The 18035-nt window shown below is 34.7% G+C and carries 11 protein-coding genes and 1 tRNA gene; 4 read left to right on the plus strand and 8 right to left on the minus strand.

Features of this window, described 5'->3' with window-relative positions:
- Positions 1-189: 189 nt before the first annotated feature.
- Positions 190-2310: a RagB/SusD family nutrient uptake outer membrane protein gene (locus tag CJ739_RS05275; RefSeq protein ID WP_117173131.1), complete on the minus strand. Its 2121-nt coding sequence runs from the start codon at positions 2308-2310 to the stop codon at positions 190-192.
- A 19-nt stretch (positions 2311-2329) separates the two neighbouring features.
- Positions 2330-5623, minus strand: a complete 3294-nt coding sequence (locus CJ739_RS05280) for a SusC/RagA family TonB-linked outer membrane protein (protein WP_117173133.1) — start codon at positions 5621-5623, stop codon at positions 2330-2332.
- 415 nt (positions 5624-6038) lie between these two features.
- Here CJ739_RS05280 and CJ739_RS05285 point away from each other — a divergent pair, with 415 nt between their 5' ends.
- The gene (locus tag CJ739_RS05285) at positions 6039-7079 is read left to right on the plus strand and encodes a LacI family DNA-binding transcriptional regulator (RefSeq protein ID WP_117173135.1); all 1041 of its coding nucleotides are present in this window, start codon (positions 6039-6041) and stop codon (positions 7077-7079) included.
- Positions 7080-7189: 110 nt separating this feature from the next.
- Here CJ739_RS05285 and CJ739_RS05290 read toward each other — a convergent pair whose 3' ends face one another.
- The 6 genes from CJ739_RS05290 to CJ739_RS05315 all read right to left on the minus strand — a co-directional run bounded on the left by CJ739_RS05290 (position 7190) and on the right by CJ739_RS05315 (position 14412).
- Positions 7190-8797, minus strand: coding sequence for a UxaA family hydrolase (locus CJ739_RS05290; RefSeq protein ID WP_117173137.1), 1608 nt, complete (start codon positions 8795-8797; stop codon positions 7190-7192).
- Between the two features lie 24 nt (positions 8798-8821).
- Positions 8822-10267 carry a tagaturonate reductase gene (locus CJ739_RS05295; RefSeq protein ID WP_117173139.1) on the minus strand — a complete coding sequence of 482 codons (1446 nt, stop codon included), beginning with the start codon at positions 10265-10267 and terminating at the stop codon, positions 8822-8824.
- A 70-nt stretch (positions 10268-10337) separates the two neighbouring features.
- Entirely contained in the window at positions 10338-11636 is a 1299-nt protein-coding gene (locus tag CJ739_RS05300) for an MFS transporter (protein ID WP_117173141.1), read from the minus strand.
- 57 nt (positions 11637-11693) lie between these two features.
- Positions 11694-13094: a glucuronate isomerase gene (gene uxaC, locus CJ739_RS05305; protein ID WP_117173143.1), complete on the minus strand. Its 1401-nt coding sequence runs from the start codon at positions 13092-13094 to the stop codon at positions 11694-11696.
- A gap of 16 nt (positions 13095-13110) precedes the next feature.
- Positions 13111-13896 (minus strand): gluconate 5-dehydrogenase, encoded by a 786-nt coding sequence (locus tag CJ739_RS05310; protein WP_117173145.1) that lies wholly within the window; start codon positions 13894-13896, stop codon positions 13111-13113.
- 434 nt (positions 13897-14330) lie between these two features.
- A tRNA-Leu gene (locus tag CJ739_RS05315) sits at positions 14331-14412 on the minus strand.
- Positions 14413-14542: 130 nt separating this feature from the next.
- Here CJ739_RS05315 and CJ739_RS05320 point away from each other — a divergent pair.
- From CJ739_RS05320 to CJ739_RS05330, 3 genes are all read left to right on the plus strand, one after another.
- The gene (locus tag CJ739_RS05320) at positions 14543-15484 is read left to right on the plus strand and encodes an alpha/beta hydrolase (RefSeq protein WP_117173147.1); all 942 of its coding nucleotides are present in this window, start codon (positions 14543-14545) and stop codon (positions 15482-15484) included.
- Positions 15485-15558: 74 nt separating this feature from the next.
- Positions 15559-16947 carry a dipeptidase gene (locus CJ739_RS05325; RefSeq protein WP_117173149.1) on the plus strand — a complete coding sequence of 463 codons (1389 nt, stop codon included), beginning with the start codon at positions 15559-15561 and terminating at the stop codon, positions 16945-16947.
- Between the two features lie 170 nt (positions 16948-17117).
- A complete protein-coding gene (locus CJ739_RS05330) occupies positions 17118-17978 on the plus strand; it encodes a DMT family transporter (RefSeq protein ID WP_117173151.1) in 861 nt (286 codons plus the stop codon).
- Positions 17979-18035: the final 57 nt, after the last annotated feature.

Here is an 18035-nt window from a genome sequence, read left to right on the forward strand (position 1 = left end):
AACACCAAATATTTAATTTGTTTTCTGCTTTAAAAAGCATCTGGGTCATCTTGAAAGTAAATTGGACGTAAGTAAAACTCAATAATCTGTTCAAACATAATTAGTGAGTGTTTAAATTATCATGTAAATAAAGGCCCGCTACGTTTATGCAGCGGGTCTTTAAAATTATCAATCATTTAGAGACATTAACTATTCAGATGCATGTCCATATCCTTGCGTAATATTACCATTAGATTGGTCTAATGTTTCAGAAGGTATTGCCCTTATATAACGTGGCGGTTGACCTTCATTATAATAAGAATCTGGATACCCTTTAAAAATATCTGAAGTATATTGACTTTCATTGCCAACAATATTGATACCCCAAGGTGATTTAACGTAACCATCGGCTTCAAGAGCCAAGGCAACTGGCCCATTTGGGTCTATATATTCATATAAACCACGTATAGCTAAATTAACCTTGTTACTAGGTAATGTGCTAATATAATCTGTCCAAGTATCACTAGTGCCACGCCATCCTGGAACTAAAACAGGATATCTAGGATCTGATACTGTAATACCTTCTGGAGTTTGAGCTGTCAATAAGTTTAAAGATGGATCAATATCTGTTTTAATATTAACATATTTTGTCCAAACATAATTTGATATCGTCATTCCAGTTTCTGGAAATGTATAATAGCCATTATTTTTTAAACCGTTAAACATATCAATTTGTCTATCTCGAAGCTGTTTAATTCTTTCTGGCATTTTACCATAAAGTGTCATGTCCCAACGGGTTTTACCTTCGCCAGCTAGTTCTAACTTACGCTCAAAAGCAATAGCATCTAATAATGCCTGACCCGATTTTCCATCAACATATGCTGTAACAAAAGTTGCTTGATCTGCAGCAGAAAATGCACGACTACGCACTTTCTTTAAGTATGTTTTAGCAGTTGACTCATCACCTGAAGCCGCAGAAGCATAAGCAAGATCTAACATAACATCGGCCATACGTAATTGTTGCCAATTACATCCAGATTGACGTTGTCTAGCCTCATAAGGATCTTTAAAACGCGCTTCATCTAGTTTATTCATGGCCAAACCTCCTTTTTCACGACTTCCTGGGGCAAAATTCATTAATACCTCTGAAGCTTTTCCAGAATTACCTGTTACACAAGCCGTAACATCACGACGTTTATCATTTGGCATAAAATCACCATAATAAAAGCTCGCATAAATACGTGCTTGTCCATAGTTTTTGGCAGGATATCCGTTAGATCCAGGCCCTCCAGAAGGACGTCCAAATGAATATGGAAAATCTGAATTAAAGCCTTGTGTATAACCTGATTCATATAAAGACTCAGGACTTACCTCTAAATCCATTAAATATTGGAAATTTCTTTGAAATGGATTGTTAAAGCCTGCCCCTCTTTCATCAGACTCAATTAAGCGTGCACTGCCTGGATTGTTAACTACTTTTAAATAATATTCTTTAGCTATTTCCATATAGGATTTCCAATCGGTACGTCTTACATATTTAGCCTTCCAAGTAGCATTTTCAATACCTATTTGATCAAAAGACACGTTTCCATAATCAAAATCGGTACGGCGCAATTGATAACCTGCTGCATCAAACGCTAATCGACCTATTAAGGCATCGCCATAAGTCCCAGAAAAACGTTCAGCAGTTAAACCTCCTGCTCCCAATCGGTACATTAAAGGCACTGCTTTTTGAAGCGCTTCTATCTCCTTGTCGTAAATAACATCTCTTGATGTAAGACCCATGGTATCGGTTTGTGATTTTGTTCTAACAGCATAATCAAAATAAGGCACATCACCAAAATAACGCACTAATAATTTATAACAGGTGGCACGAGCAGCAACTGCTTCTCCATAAACCTGAGTCCATGCACTTGGCTCCCCTACGGCTTTTGCTTGTTGATAGGCATCCTTTGCCTCTAAAGCCTCTAAAATAATATTGCAACGATTAATGATTTGATAACATTCATTAAATGTTGGGCGCGCATTAGAATCGTCTATAAGGTGTTCTGTAGCAAACAACCCTTCTGGAATGTGACGGTTTTGAGAGGCATAATTCTCTGGATGACATTCAGAATCAGAACCTACTACTTCCGTTTCATAATACAACAGTCTGTCCAAATCATACCAAATATCATAAATCCCTGCTAATACTTTTTGTGCATCTTCTGGTGATACCAACACAAAGTCTTCATCTACATTAGATGGTGCTTCTACATCTAAAAAATCTTTTGAACATGCCGTATTTATTAATATAAATACAGTAAGCATGCTATACAATAACTTTTTCATAATTTATAAATTGATTAAATTAAAATTCAATATTTACTCCAAACGTAAACGTGCGTGAACGTGGATATGAACCGAAATCAAGCCCTGGTGTCGGATAAAAATCATTCCTACCTCTCTCGTCAGCATTTACTTCAGGGTCAAATCCACTGTACCCTGTAAGGGTAAATACATTAAAGACCGACCCATACACTCTGAATTTATTTATTCCAAATCTATCGACAACAGATTGAGGAAGTGTATAACCTAGTGTAGCTGTATTAAGCCTTAAATAGGAGCCATCTTCAATAGCAAAAGTAGAAACTATGGTACTTTCAGGATATGGTAAGTGCGTAGTTGCATTTGCATTAAGTGCATCTAAAGCCGCTGGATCTACAACCTTTGTTAATTGACCATTGACGATGTCATAAATTTTATAATGTCCAGCCAGTTCTTGAAATCTATTTCTATAAACTCCTGCTTCTTTATTTCCTAAATAAGCCTGTTGATGTGTTGCATTATAGATATCGTTTCCAACACTCCAGTTAAAGTTTAAGGCAAAATCAAACGCTTTATAATTTCCAGACAAACTAAAACCACCCGTATTACTTGGGTTCGTATCTCCAATAATGGTAACGTCTTCATCGTTTATAATGCCATCACCATTAAGGTCTTTTGCTTTTTGAACACCTGGATATGCTGTTTGGGAACCTGGCTTGTTAGCGTTTGTTCCATAAACGAATCCTAAAACACCACTAGCGTAATCGGCTATTCCAGGTTTTAGCGTATAAATTTGAGTACTTGGGTCATAATCAAAATCATCTGTAGTATACCAACCATCATGTGTATAACCTTGAATTAATCCAACTGGTTTACCAACTTCAAATACATAGTCTTCTCTTGGGTTTTGCGCAACACCGCCCCAACCAGCACTATAACTGCCGTCGATACCATCTGCCAATTCATCTACGTTCCCTTTATTAAAGTTCACATTAATACTTGCTTGTAAATTAAAATCTTCAGAAGAAATTAAATCGCCATTTAAAGATATTTCTAGCCCTTTATTGCTAGTGGACCCTACGTTTTCTTGCGTAAATCTAAAACCTGTTAATCCTGAAACAGGAGAGACTAATAATAAATCTTTAACGGTATTTTTATATACTTCTATAGTACCAGATAATTTATTATCAAATAATGTAAAATCCAAACCTAAGTTTCTAGTAATGGTGGTTTCCCATTTTAAATTTGGGTTAGCCAATAAATCTGAAGCAGGCGTATAATTTGGTTGTAATTCCTCGTTAATAGAATACGTTCCTACACCCGAAGCCCAACTTTGTTTCCATAACTCTGAGCTAATGGCATCACTACCTACAGAACCATAAGATACACGCATTTTTAAGTCATTAATCCAACTAGAGTTTTTCAAAAAGTCTTCTTCAGACATACGCCATGCAAATGCTGCTGCTGGAAAATACCCCCAACGGTTACTTGGAGCAAATCTTGATGACCCATCGGCGCGAACTGTTGCTGTTAGTAAATATCTATCAAACATGGAATAATTTAAACGACCAAAATAAGATTGTAATCTATTTGCCGGTGATACTGTTGAAGTAAAGTAATTTTTATCACCTTCGGTTGTATCATAATCTCGCATGTTTGCAAAAGCACGATCGGCATCATAAGCTTTAGGATATCTTACCCCCCTAGCATCAAGAGTTTCAGAGCCAGAATCGGCTACTTCCATACCTGCAAGGATGCTTAATTTATGGTTTTCGCCTAAACCTTGAACTTCATAATTTAAGGTATTCACCCAACGTAAATTCCAACCTTCAGTTGATATAATACGTGCGTTACCTCCAAAAGTCTTCTCTCCAAAATCATCAAAATAGTTATTGGTATATGCTCCTGTCCATTGTTTTTGTCTTCTCCAAGTAACACCTAAACCTAAATCTGTTTTTGCAGTAAGGCCATCAATTATTTCCCAACTTAATGACGCATTGTTAACTAAAGAACGTCTTCTATCTAATTGCACATTATCATTTACTATTGAAACTGGATTGTAAGCATCTTGAAGGATATTGTTATAATCTCCTAATTGCGAATTACTAGTGACATCTAAATCACCCAAAACATCACTTGTGTTGATAGGACGGAAATAATAAGCCGTAGAATTACCATCGTTGTCTAATGATTTTTCTTGAGCATAACGGGTATTTAAAGAAAAATCTAATTTGTCTCCTAATTTTTGATCCAGCTTGATAGATAAGTTGCTTCTTTCATAACCTGATCCTACTTTGTTACCCTCTTGATCTAAATGATTAAACGCTAAAAGGTATCTCGTGTTTTCATTACCACTAGATATATTAAAATTATGATTATGTGTAAAAGCTGAATTGTACAATTCTTTTGTATAATCTCGACTTCCAACATTCCTGTAATAATCAATTCCAGCAGTATTGGAACCACTTTCATCACCTATTAACCATAGTTTTTCCCAAGCATCTGAATATTGGCTACCAACCGCATCTGCATATGCCCAGTTATATGCAACATAATCATAAGCTCCCATAACTGGGATGTATTTTGGTATCATACTAAACTGTGTGTACCCATCATAATTAACTGTTGTTTTACCACTTCTACCACTTTTTGTAGTAACAATAATAACACCATTTGCACCACGTGCTCCATATATAGCTGTAGAAGAGGCATCTTTTAAAACGTCAATGCTTTGTATTTGACTTCCAGGAATATTGCTAATAGAACTTACAGGAAACCCATCAACTATAAAAAGTGGCTGATTACTTTGTGATATTGAACCACCGCCACGAACACGTATGGCAATATCGGCTCCAGGACGTCCATCCTGAGTAGTAACACTAACCCCTGGCAACTTACCTTGTAAAGCCTGAGCTGCATCAGGCACTGGTACTGCCGCTAATTTTTCTCCTGTTACAGAAGCAATGGCACCAGTAACATCCCGTCTTGTGGTACTCCCATACCCTATGACTACCACTTCATCTAAAACATTTTTGTCTTCACTTAGACTTACATTTATGGTAGATTTTCCGCTAACAGGAATTTCTTGAGTTTTATAACCCAAAAAGCTGAATACCAATATATCGCTAGACTTAACATCTATCGAATAATTTCCGTCAAAATCGGTAGCAGTTCCTTTTGTTGTATTCTTTACGACGATAGACACCCCTGGCAATGGTATTCCAGATTCATCTGAAACGTTTCCTTTTACATTGGATGTGTTTTGCGCATAAATTGGCAAGTAAAATAGTATACCTAATAACAGGAAATAATATTTAAAATTCATTTTTGTCTTCATTCTTGATTAGTTTGTCTTTTGTGTTAATTGTTTTTAATTGCTTTTTAATGTAAAGGCAGTTCTTTTTACCCATAGGCATTATAATAGATGGTTAATGATTATTATTCTTTTTAATGGAGAGAGATACAGCAAAAAGAATGTTTTTTTTGTTTTATTTACTAAAATTTTCGATTATTTACGAAAAATAAGAAACTAAAAATTGCAATCGATTACAACAAAAATAAAAAAATATCTATATATTGCACTATTATTGCTTAAATTTTTATTAAATAAGCAAAAGGTAAATTTTAAATAACCTAAAAATTATATATTGCGCCCATAAAAAATAATTTTTATTTTTATTAACTAATTATCATTAAACTGTTTTCAAATAACTTAGTAAGTTTGTACTCACATAAACCCAGCCAATTAACTCATGAGAAAAAAAACAACCATCTATGATATAGCTCAAAAGCTTAACATAACCGCTGCTACTGTATCGAGAGCTTTAAATGGCAATCCTAAAATAAGTGAAGCTACACGTAAACTGGTTAATGATACCGCTAAAGAAATGAACTATGAGCAAAACAAGCTTGCTCTAGCACTTAAAAGTGGCAAAAGCTTTAATGTTGGAGTTATTGTACCTCGTATAGATAGTAACTTTTTTGCCTCGGTAATTCGTGGTATTGAAGAAGAATTACATCCAAACGGCTATCACGTGATTATTTGTCAGACTCATGATCAAGAAAATTTAGAAATGGAAAATATCAACTCGTTGCTAAACGCTCAGGTAGACGGTATTTTAATGTCCATCTCCAATGCTAAGTTAGAAACAAACGACCATTTCCAAAAACTTCTTAGAAAAGGAGTTCCTTTAATATTTTTCGATAGAAAAAAAGACATTGAAGGGATTAGTTCTGTAACCATTGATGATTTTAAAGGCGCTTATGATGCGACTCAACATTTAATAGACCAAGGCTGTAAGCATATTGCACATTTGTCTAATAATCGTGAAATACAAATTTTCAAAAACAGGTATTTGGGTTATAAACAAGCGATTATTGATAATGGCCTTGTATTTGATGAAGGTTTAGTAATAGAAACCATGAGTAAAGTTCTTGAAGGTAGAAAAGTAACAAAACAACTTTTAGCTATGGAAACACGTCCTGATGCTATATTTTCTGCCAGTGATTTTACTGCATTAGGTGCTATTGAAGAAATTAAAGCCCATGGGCTTAGAATCCCGGAAGATATTAGTGTTGTGGGTTTTAGTAACGAACCATTTACTCGATTTATGGAACTTTCAATAACTTCTGTAGATCAATCTCCAATAGAAATGGGCAGAATTTCGGCACAGGTTTTTTTAGAAGAAGCCAATAACGGTAAAAAAATAAAATCTGAAAAACAGGTTATTTTATCACCAGAATTAATAATTAGAGATTCTTCGCTTAAATCTCCTGTGCTGGCAAATAGCTAAATATGTTCATAAAATGAACCCGTTTAATAAAAGCATAAAAAAACCAAGATATAGTTCTTGGTTTTTTTATGCTTTCAAATATTAAACAAATTCTTTAACTTGTTTACTTTTTATAAAGACACACCTCGTCTCCAAGGTATAAAATCATTTTGGTTTAACAATTTTGCTTTTGTTTGAACTTCTCCACTGGCTACTTTAATAATAAATTCAAGCATTTCATCAGCCATTTCTTCAATTGTTTTTTCACCGCGAATTACGGCGCCTGTTTCAATATCAATAATATCTGGCATGCGTTCTGCAAGCTCTGTATTTGAAGAAACTTTAATAATTGGTGCAATGGGGTTTCCGGTTGGTGTTCCTAAGCCTGTAGTAAATAAAACCACATTGGCCCCAGAACCTACTAAGCCTGTTGTACTTTCCACATCATTACCTGGCGTACATAATAAATTAAGACCTGGCTTAGTAATATACTCACCATAATCTAAAACATCTTGCACAGGCGATGTACCTCCTTTTTTAGCAGCTCCTGCAGATTTCATCGCATCGGTTATTAAACCATCTTTAATGTTTCCTGGTGACGGATTCATATCAAACCCTGAACCTGCATCAACCACAGATTTTTCATAAGCTTTCATTAACTTTAAAAACTTTTTGCCATCCTCGTCGTCAACACATCGGTTTACCAATTCCTGTTCTACACCACATAATTCCGGGAATTCTGCTAAAACTGCGGTTCCGTTAAGGGCTGCTAATAAATCTGATACCGCTCCTAAAGTTGGGTTGGCAGATATTCCTGAAAAACCATCTGAACCACCACACTCCAAACCTACGCGTAGTTTAGACAAAGGGGCTGGTTCGCGTTTAATGTTATTGGCTTTTTTAATAGCTTCAAAAGACTCTTTAACGATTGCCGTTAACATCTCGTCTACCGTTCCCATTTGTTGTTGTTCGTATATAAGAACTGGCTTGTTTAGGTTTGGATTGATGTTATGCAAGGCTTCTTTAAATACACTTATTTGAAGGTTTTGACAGCCTAAACTTAAAACGGTTGCTCCTGCAACGTTTGGATTATTAACGTACCCTGCTAAAAGTTTTGCTAAACTTTCAGAATCTTGACGAATACCTCCACAACCACCTGGGTGGGTTATAAATTTCACATCAATATTATCGAACACATCTGGCGTTGTTGATACTACTTCTGTTTCTTCATTACCACTAACTAACGAGCGAAGTAACATTTGATGTGGATTCACTTTTTGCTTTAAGAGCTCTTTTTCAAAAACTTCTTTTAAAATTTCAATGTTTCGGTTTTCACAGAATACCAATGGAAAAAACAACCACACGTTTTCTGTACCAACTTGTCCATCTTCTCTATGATAGCCTAAAAAGGTTTTATCTTTCCATTTATCAACATTTGGTGCTGTCCAACTAAAAGTTTCTGTTCTACCAAATACTTTTTCGCTTTGATGTTTTACATTTTCAACAGTTAAAACATCCCCTTTTTCAATAACTCCATTGGCAGATCCAACAAGAACACCATACATGATAATTCTCTCACCAGATTCAAATCTTTCTAAAGCTATTTTATGTTTAGATTTTGTATCTGACAGTACTTTAATATCTTGTCCTTCAAAAGAAATAACTTCTCCTGCTTTTAAATTGACTAAAGCAACTGCAACGTTATCTGATGCATTTACTTTCATGATTTTCTTTTGCATACTAATAATTTAAATTAGTTGTGTTTAAAACCTTTTGCTATAATTAGCAAATCCAGCTTCAATACCGTTGGCATCAATTTCTTGTAAAGCTAAAGCAACGGCTTCGGTTAGGTTATCAACTTTTGTTAAATCTTCACCCCAATAGTCTTCAATACTTAATGCCTTTTTAGCAATTTCAGTATAATCGGTAGATTTCCAAATGTCGGCAAAAGTTGCAATAATATCATTGCTATCTTGAACCGGTAAAGCCTCTCCATGCCATGTACCTTTATAAAAACGTATTAAAGCAGCAAAGGCAAAGGTTAAATTGGTTGGCACCTTATTATGGATTTTTATATATCCCAATAAACTTGGTAGTACTCTTACTGTAAATTTAGAGATTGAATTTAGTGCAATACTTGATAAATTATGGACGATGAACGGGTTTCTAAAACGATCGAAAATTTCATCAGAGAAACTATTTAATTCGTCTTTATCCATTTCAAGGGTATCGTTTATTTCACCAAATACCGCTTTGTTTATAAAAGGCCCCGTAAATTCATTATCTACAGATTGTTTTACTGTTTTGTTTCCGTAAAGTAATGAAAAAGGCACCATTGCAGTGTGTGCACCATTTAATATACGTACTTTTCTGGTGCGATATGGTTGCATATCATCAACAATCTTAACATCTAGATTTGTTTTGTCGAATGGTAATTTTGCTTTTAAATCATCGCCTCCTTCAATAACCCAAAGTAAAAATACTTCGGCAGCAACTATTAAATTGTCTTGATAATCTAATTGTGCATTGTAGGCTTCAATGTCATCTTTTGGATATCCAGGAACAATTCTATCTACTAATGTACTGTGAAAAGAATTGCTTTCTAATAACCATGTTTTAAAATCATCACCCAAATTCCAATCGGAAACATACTTTAAAATGATTTCTTTTAGAGTTTCGGAATTATGATTAATAAGCTCGCAAGGAATGATAGTTAATCCTTTACTTGCATCGCCCTTAAAATGCTTGAAACGCTCATGTAAAAGTAACGTTAACTTTGCAGGAAACGAACTTGGTGGTTGCATTTCAGGTGTGTCCGAGCTTACATAAGCAATACCAGCTTCGGTTGTGTTGGAAATAATAAATTCTAATGAATCTTCCTTTCCCAAACTTAAATAATCGTTAAAGTTAGCGTAAGGATCTACTGCTTTAACAATATTTGAAATTAACTCAACTTCTTGAATTTCTTCACCTTTTTTAACACCTTTCATAAAAAGTGTATATAAACCATCTTGATCGTTTAGCATACTTACTAAACCTCTATCAATTGGTTGAACTACAGCTATCCCTGCATTAAAATCGGCAGCTTTATTCAATTCTTGAAATGCATAGCCTATAAAGGCTCTTAAGAAATTACCTTCTCCAAATTGTACTATTTTGATTGGAAGTTTTTCTTCCAACCCAACATTTTTTCTATTTAATTTTTTCATTTTTTAGTTGTATACTCTTTTATCTACTGCATAGTAATTGAAACAACAGTAAGAAACAAACATCATTTAATTATTCTATAATATGCTTTAAATTTTCATCTAAAGGCGTCATTTTAGGCATTAATATATGAACAAATCCTAATATTATTAAATAGCAGGATCCTGCAATAAGAAACGCCCAAAAATAACCAGTATTTCCTGCTGTATCTAGAACAGAACCTAAAGCAAAATCTGCAATAATACCTGCTACAGCACCTACCATTCCACCAATACCTACTACAGAGGCCGTTGCTTTTCTAGGGAATACATCTGAAGCCAAAGTAAAGATATTGGCAGACCAAGCCTGATGACCAGCTGCTCCCAATCCTATCAAGAAAATAGCCAACCATTTATTGTCTGTTATAGCCACAAATGCTACTGGTAATATAATTAAGGAACAAATTAAAAGCGTTATTTTTCTTGCTTTATTGATAGACCATCCCTTTTTTATAAAAACTCCTGAAAGGTAACCACCCAAAATACTTCCTCCATCTGCCAAAATATAAATTACAAAGAATGGCAGTGCTATATTATGAATATTAACACCAAAAGTATCTGCTAAAAACTTCGCGCCCCAAAAAAGATAGAACCACCATACAGCATCGGTAGTTTTTGCTAAAGCAAATGCCCAAGTTTCTTTTTTTCCAAGTACACTTGTCCAAGGTAATTTTTCTTCATTTTCTGTATTGGAATCACTTTGAATATAAGCTAGTTCTTCTTTGGTAACATGAGGATGGACTTCTGGCTTTTTATACATTTTAAACCATAAAAACACCCAAAGTGCACTTAAAGCTCCTGTAATTAAAAAAGGTAATTGCCAATTCTTACCATCTTCATGGACTATCCAACCAACAACAAACGGTGCTGCAATAGCTCCTATACTTGTTGCCGCATTAAATAGACCTGTTGCAAACGCTCTGTCCTTTTTTGGAAACCATTCTGCAGTGGTTTTAATGGCAGCCGGAAAATTTCCAGATTCCCCAAAGCCTAAACCAAATCGTGCTGCAGCAAATCCAATGACACTAAATCCTGGACGCACCAAAGCGTGCATCATTCCAAATATACTCCAAATAGCAATTGACAAGGTATATCCCTTTTTAGTCCCTAAACGGTCAATTAAACCTCCCATAAAAAGCATACCAAGTGCATAGGCAACCTTAAACGAAATCATAATATTAGCGTAATCACTATTTGTCCATCCAAACAATTTTTCTAATGTTGGGGCCATTACACCAATGATACTTCTATCAAAGTAATTAATAGTGGTAGCAAACATTAACAGTGCTAAAATTCTATAACGATAGTTACCTATCTTCTGCGTTTTATTCATAATTATTAGTTTAATTGGTGTTAATTATACCTTTGGTTGGTAAAGTAACAATTTTATTTAAAATTTAAAGTATTCTTTTGCATTATTGTAGCTGATATCTGAAACCATTTTCCCTATCCATTCCATATCATTAGGCAACTCGCCTCTTTTTATTTCATCACCCAATAAATTACAAAGGATGCGTCTGAAATACTCGTGTCTTGGGAACGATAAGAAACTCCTAGAATCGGTCAACATCCCTACAAAACAACTAATAAGCCCCATATTAGAGAGTGCATTTAACTGTTTTATCATACCATCTTTTTGATCTAAAAACCACCAACCAGAACCAAACTGCACTTTACCTTTTACACTCCCATCGTTAAAGTTACCAATCATGGTAGCCATAACCTCATTGTCAGCAGGATTTAAGTTATATATAATGGTTTTTGTTAATTTATCTTTACTATCTAAAGCGTTTAAAAAAGCTGATAATTTTTGTGCTTGTGGATAATCGCCAATAGAATCCCAACCAGTATCTGGTCCTAAAATACGATGCATACGCGCATTATTATTTCTTAAAGCACCTAAATGGAATTGTTGCACCCAACCAAATTCATGGTACGTTTCACATAAAAATACTAAAACAGCACTTTGGAATTTTAAAGCATCGTCATTTGAGATCGCTTTACCTTCTCTTTTCTTGGTAAAAATTGATTTTATTTCGCTTTCGGTGTAGGTTTCAAAATAAATTTGATCCAATCCATGATCACAAAGTTTGCATCCGTTGGCATTAAAAAACTCAATACGTTTTCTTAAAGCACTTAATAAATCTTCATAAGAATTGATCGAAACACCCGCAGCATTTGCAAGAGAATCCAAATATGAATTATAGCCATCTGCATTAATTAAAATGGCTTTATCTGGTCTAAAAGCAGTACTAACTTTAACGTTAAAATCGCTTTTAGCCAATTGTTGATGGTACTGTAAATTATCTATAGGATCTTCGGTAGTACAAACCAATTCTGCGTTTGCTTTCTGAAGTAATTGGCGACAACTGTAACTACCAGATGTTAATTTCTCTTGAGTTTGTTCCCAAATTTTCTCAGCAGATTTTTCATTTAATAACTCATTAATATCAAAATATCTAGCCAATTCTAAATGTGTCCAATGATACAATGGATTACGCATGGTATAAGGAACTGTTTTTGCCCAATTTAAAAACTTGTCTTTATCAGAGCCATTTCCAGTAATGAATTTCTCGTCAATACCCAAGGTACGCATAGCACGCCATTTGTAATGGTCGCCATTTATCCAAACATTTGTAATGTTTTCAAAGGTTTTATCCGTTGCTATTTGTTGCGGAGGCAAGTGGTTATGGTAATCAATAATTGGCAGGCTTTTAGAATAATTATGATATAATTCTTCAGCGTATTTATTCTCTAATAAAAAATTGTCACTAATAAAGTTTGTACTCATTTTGTATATTGAAATATTAATCTTCGTTTGATGGTTTACCTATTGTAGCTAAAATACCGCCATCGACATAAACAACTTGGCCATTAACAAAATCGCTTGCCTTTGAAGCTAAAAAAACAGCAGCTCCAGCTAAATCTTCAGGATTTCCCCAACGTGCTGCTGGTGTTCTGCTAATTATAAAGTCATTAAACGGATGTCCGTCTACACGAATTGGTGCGGTTTGGCTGGTTGCAAAATAACCTGGCCCAATACCATTTACTTGTATATTATGTTTAGCCCACTCTGTTGCTAAATTTTGTGTAAGCATTTTTAAACCTCCTTTTGCAGCGGCATAGGCAGATACACTATTTCTACCCAACTCACTCATCATAGAACAAATGTTTATTATTTTACCTTCTTTACGTTCAATCATTTGTTTTGCAACTAATTGTGACATTATAAAAGGCCCTACTAAATCCACATCAATAACACGTCTAAAATCTTCAACTGGCATCGTAATTGCCAATTCACGTTTTATTATACCTGCATTATTTACAAGAATGTGTATGTCTCCTATTTCTTTGGTGATAATTTCTAAATTTTCTTTGGCGTCTACTTCGTTTGTAACATCAAATAAATAGCCACTTGCTTTGTAACCTTTGCCTTTATAATAATTTAAAGCATCCTCCATTTTTGATGGGGTTGTGCCTGTAATTATTAATTCTGCTCCGGCACTCGCAAGGCCTTCAGCCATAGCCATACCTAAACCATGGGTACCACCAGTTACAAGCGCTCTCTTTCCTTTTAAATTAAATAAGTCCATATATTGTTTTTAAGTCAATTGTAAGTGTCAAATTCTTTAGAACTTCGGGAATTTACGATAGTGGCAAAGCTACAATTATTTTATACTTTAAAAAAAAATTTGTAATCGATTGCACAAAAATAATGAAATTATTTAAAAATACTAATTTTATTAAGTGTATCATAAAAAAAATTATTTAAAATCCGAAATCATACATTAAACTATAAATAAATTATTGTCGAAATTTAGGTTAAAATATATTTACTGCCATCCTGTACTGTACCGCCTAGTCGTTCAAAACACATACATTTAAGATTAATTGAACCTAATGTGGAACAAAAAAAATCCAGAAACTGTTCTTGACCCGAATATATATCCTCCAGAATTACAACAATTGGTACGTTACAATTGAAAACAAAAAAGCCGAATCTTTCGATTCGGCTTTTCCTTTACAGTGCGGGCGGGGAGACTCGAACTCCCACACCTTGCGGCACCAGATCCTAAGTCTGGCGTGTCTACCAATTCCACCACGCCCGCTAAAGGACTGCAAATATAAACAAGATTTTTAAATTGCAAACTTCAAATCACTAAAAACATTCTTTTTTTTATACTTTTAAAAAATAATGATTTATAGAGATTAATTGCTCCTTCAGATATACCATTAATTATGAACAAAAAAATAATTTTAATCTTATTTATTTCCATTTTCAGCAATGATTCCCTCTCACAATCTAAAGAAGAACCCATTGTTTTAAATACTGAAACTGGAGATATTCACGGAACTTTATCAATATCCGATCCATCAAAAATCACACCTATTGTTTTAATAATAGCTGGGTCTGGTCCAACCGACAGAAACGGAAACAACCCAATGATGACAAACAATTCTTTAAAAATGCTTGCGGAAAGTTTAGCTGAAAAAGGCATTTCTTCTTTAAGGTTTGATAAGCGAGGCATTGGTAAAAGTAAAAACTCTGGTACTAAAGAATCTAATTTACGTTTTGAACATTATATTAATGACGTAAAACAATGGTGTAATTTCATCAAAAAAGACAATAGGTTTGGCGATTTAATAGTTTTAGGACATAGTGAAGGCTCGCTAATAGGGATGGTTGCTTCACAAGAAAAACAGGTGGATAAATTTATTTCATTAGCTGGAACTGGATTTCCTGCTGGCGACATTTTACGAAAACAACTAAAGGATCAACCACCTTTAGTTTTAGAAATGTCAGCACCCATCATTGAAAAATTGGAAAAAGGCGAAACCGTAGAAAATGCTCCAGAAATGCTTTATGCCTTATTCCGTCCAAGCGTTCAACCCTATTTAATTTCTTGGTTTAAATACAATCCACAATTAGAAATAGCAAAACTAAATATACCTATTTTAATTGTTCAAGGCACAACCGATATTCAAGTAAATGTTGAAGATGCCGAAAAATTATCCGAATCAAATCAAAAGGCAAAAAAAATAATTATAGAAAACATGAATCACATCCTTAAGGAATCAGAAGCCGAAAGAACCAAAAATATTCAAACCTATAGTAACCCTAAATTGGCTTTAAAAGAAGAATTGATTCCTGTCCTAGTCAACTTTATTAATGAGCATTAAAATCAAGGTTATTCCAAAGAAGTAAGTTAAAAATATTCTTTTTTGTACTTTTGAAACAATCATAAGAATACTTCATGAAAAACATTCAATCTTATATCAAAGAACATAAAGACCGATTTATTTCTGAACTTATAGAATTACTTAAAATTCCATCTGTTAGTGCCGATTCAGCATTCAAAAATGATGTTTTAAAAACTGCCCAAGCCGTTAAAACCAATTTAGAAAAAGCAGGCTGCCATACCGTTGAAATTTGCCCAACCCAAGGACACCCCATTGTTTATGGTGAAAAAATGATTGACAAAACCTTGCCAACCATTTTAGTTTACGGACACTACGACGTGCAACCACCAGACCCTTTGAATTTATGGAACTCCCCGCCTTTCGAACCTGTAATTAAAAAAACAGACTTACACCCCGAAGGTGCCATTTTTGCTCGTGGTGCTTGCGATGACAAAGGACAAATGTATATGCATATTAAGGCACTGGAGTTTATGGTGTCTACAGAACAACTGCCTTGTAATGTGAAGTTTATGATAGAAGGCGAAGAAGAAATTGGCAGTGCTAATTTGGCAACCTTTGTAAAAACCAATCAAGACAAGTTAAAAAATGATGTGATTCTTATTTCAGATACCGGAATGATTGCCAACGATGTCCCATCCATCACCACCGGATTACGTGGATTGAGTTATGTTGAAGTAGAGGTTACAGGTCCCAACCGCGATTTACATTCAGGCTTATATGGTGGCGCTGTAGCAAACCCTATAAATATTCTAGCTAAAATGATTGCTTCGCTTCATGATGAAAACAACCATATTACCATCCCTGGATTTTACGATAAGGTTGATGAACTTTCAGCAAAAGAGCGTATTGAAATGGCCAAAGCTCCTTTCAATTTAGAAGACTATAAAAAGGCATTGAATATAGAAGATGTTTATGGTGAAACAGGCTACACCACCAACGAACGCAATTCCATTCGCCCGACCTTAGACGTTAATGGCATTTGGGGTGGTTACACAGGCGAAGGTGCTAAAACCGTTATAGCAAGTAAAGCCTATGCTAAAATATCCATGCGCTTGGTACCGCATCAAGATTGGGAAGAAATCACACAGCTATTTAAAAAACATTTTGAAAGTATCGCACCAAAAGGCGTTACCGTAAAAGTAACACCGCACCATGGCGGACAAGGTTACGTAACCCCTATTGACAGTATTGGCTACCAAGCAGCATCAAAAGCTTACGAAACCACTTTTGGAAAAAAACCCATTCCGCAACGAAGCGGTGGCAGTATCCCAATCGTATCACTATTCGAACAAGAACTAAAAAGCAAAACCATTTTAATGGGATTCGGTTTAGATAGTGATGCTATTCATTCGCCAAACGAACATTTCGGCATTTTCAATTATTTAAAAGGCATCGAAACCATTCCGTTGTTTTACAAATATTTTACCGAGCTTTCAAAATAAATTTGGGTGTTACCTCCTTTTACTTTTTGGCAGTAAAAGGCGGTTGCACTTTGCGTTTCAATCTTTTTCGAAAAAACAAAAGGATTTTCACTGCAAACACGACCTATTCATGATGTCAATATTATAAAAATGAATCAATGAATAATCGCTAACACAGAGCCATCAGCCTAATGAAAAACCAACACAGCAACCACTTAATTCAGCTAACACTAGCCACCTTTTTTATTAGTACATCGGGCGCATTAGGTAAATTTATAGACATGCCAACCCCAGTAATTATTTGGTGGCGATGTATTTTAGGCGGTTTATTTTTATTTACGTTTTGTAGTTACAAAAAAATCAATCTTAAAATTTATTCAAAGAGAGACTTACTTCAAATTATAATAAGCGGTCTTTTGATGGGAGCCCATTGGATAACTTATTTTTATGCTTTAAAACTTTCAAATGTGGCATTGGGTATGCTATCACTATTTGCCTATCCTATATTAACAGCCTTATTAGAACCACTTTTTATTAAAGTGAAATTCGACCCTATATATATTGTATTGGGCTTTATGGTTTTATTAGGTATCTACATTTTAGCACCAGAATTTAATCTGGAAAGCAGTTATGTACAAGGTGTATTGTTTGGCTTGCTGTCGGCACTTTTTTATGCATTACGAAACATTCTATCAAAAAAACTCACCAATATATATAACGGAACAAGCATTATGCTTTATCAAGTCATAGTACTCTCTGCTGTTTTAATGCCTGCCTTGTTTTATTTGGACACTTCTGGTATTAAAACCCAATTTCCGTATGTTATTATGCTCGCACTTGTAACCACGGCTATAGGGCATACCATGTTGGTCAACAGTTTAAAACATTTTTCGGTAAGTACTGCAAGTATTATTAATAGCACCCAACCTATTTTCGGGATCATCATTGCTTTTTTATTTTTAAATGAAATACCCACTTTAAATACCTTTTTAGGCGGCTCACTAATTCTTGCTACGGTTATTATTGAAAGCGTGAGATCTAGAAATAAGTAACACCATGTAGTCTTTGTTAACATTTCGGACCTCACAGGTTTATAAAACCTGTGAGGT

This window comes from Mariniflexile sp. TRM1-10 (assembly GCF_003425985.1).
GTDB lineage: Bacteria > Bacteroidota > Bacteroidia > Flavobacteriales > Flavobacteriaceae > Mariniflexile.

Excerpts from the sequence above, each read along its gene's own strand:
- CJ739_RS05275 (WP_117173131.1), bottom strand. The coding sequence starts at position 2,310 with ATGAAAAAGTTATTGTATAGCATGCTTACTGTATTTATATTAATAAAT.
- CJ739_RS05280 (WP_117173133.1), bottom strand. The coding sequence starts at position 5,623 with ATGAAGACAAAAATGAATTTTAAATATTATTTCCTGTTATTAGGTATA.
- CJ739_RS05285 (WP_117173135.1), top strand. The coding sequence starts at position 6,039 with ATGAGAAAAAAAACAACCATCTATGATATAGCTCAAAAGCTTAACATA.
- CJ739_RS05290 (WP_117173137.1), bottom strand. The coding sequence starts at position 8,797 with ATGCAAAAGAAAATCATGAAAGTAAATGCATCAGATAACGTTGCAGTT.
- CJ739_RS05295 (WP_117173139.1), bottom strand. The coding sequence starts at position 10,267 with ATGAAAAAATTAAATAGAAAAAATGTTGGGTTGGAAGAAAAACTTCCA.
- CJ739_RS05300 (WP_117173141.1), bottom strand. The coding sequence starts at position 11,636 with ATGAATAAAACGCAGAAGATAGGTAACTATCGTTATAGAATTTTAGCA.
- uxaC (WP_117173143.1), bottom strand. The coding sequence starts at position 13,094 with ATGAGTACAAACTTTATTAGTGACAATTTTTTATTAGAGAATAAATAC.
- CJ739_RS05310 (WP_117173145.1), bottom strand. The coding sequence starts at position 13,896 with ATGGACTTATTTAATTTAAAAGGAAAGAGAGCGCTTGTAACTGGTGGT.
- CJ739_RS05320 (WP_117173147.1), top strand. The coding sequence starts at position 14,543 with ATGAACAAAAAAATAATTTTAATCTTATTTATTTCCATTTTCAGCAAT.
- CJ739_RS05325 (WP_117173149.1), top strand. The coding sequence starts at position 15,559 with ATGAAAAACATTCAATCTTATATCAAAGAACATAAAGACCGATTTATT.
- CJ739_RS05330 (WP_117173151.1), top strand. The coding sequence starts at position 17,118 with ATGAAAAACCAACACAGCAACCACTTAATTCAGCTAACACTAGCCACC.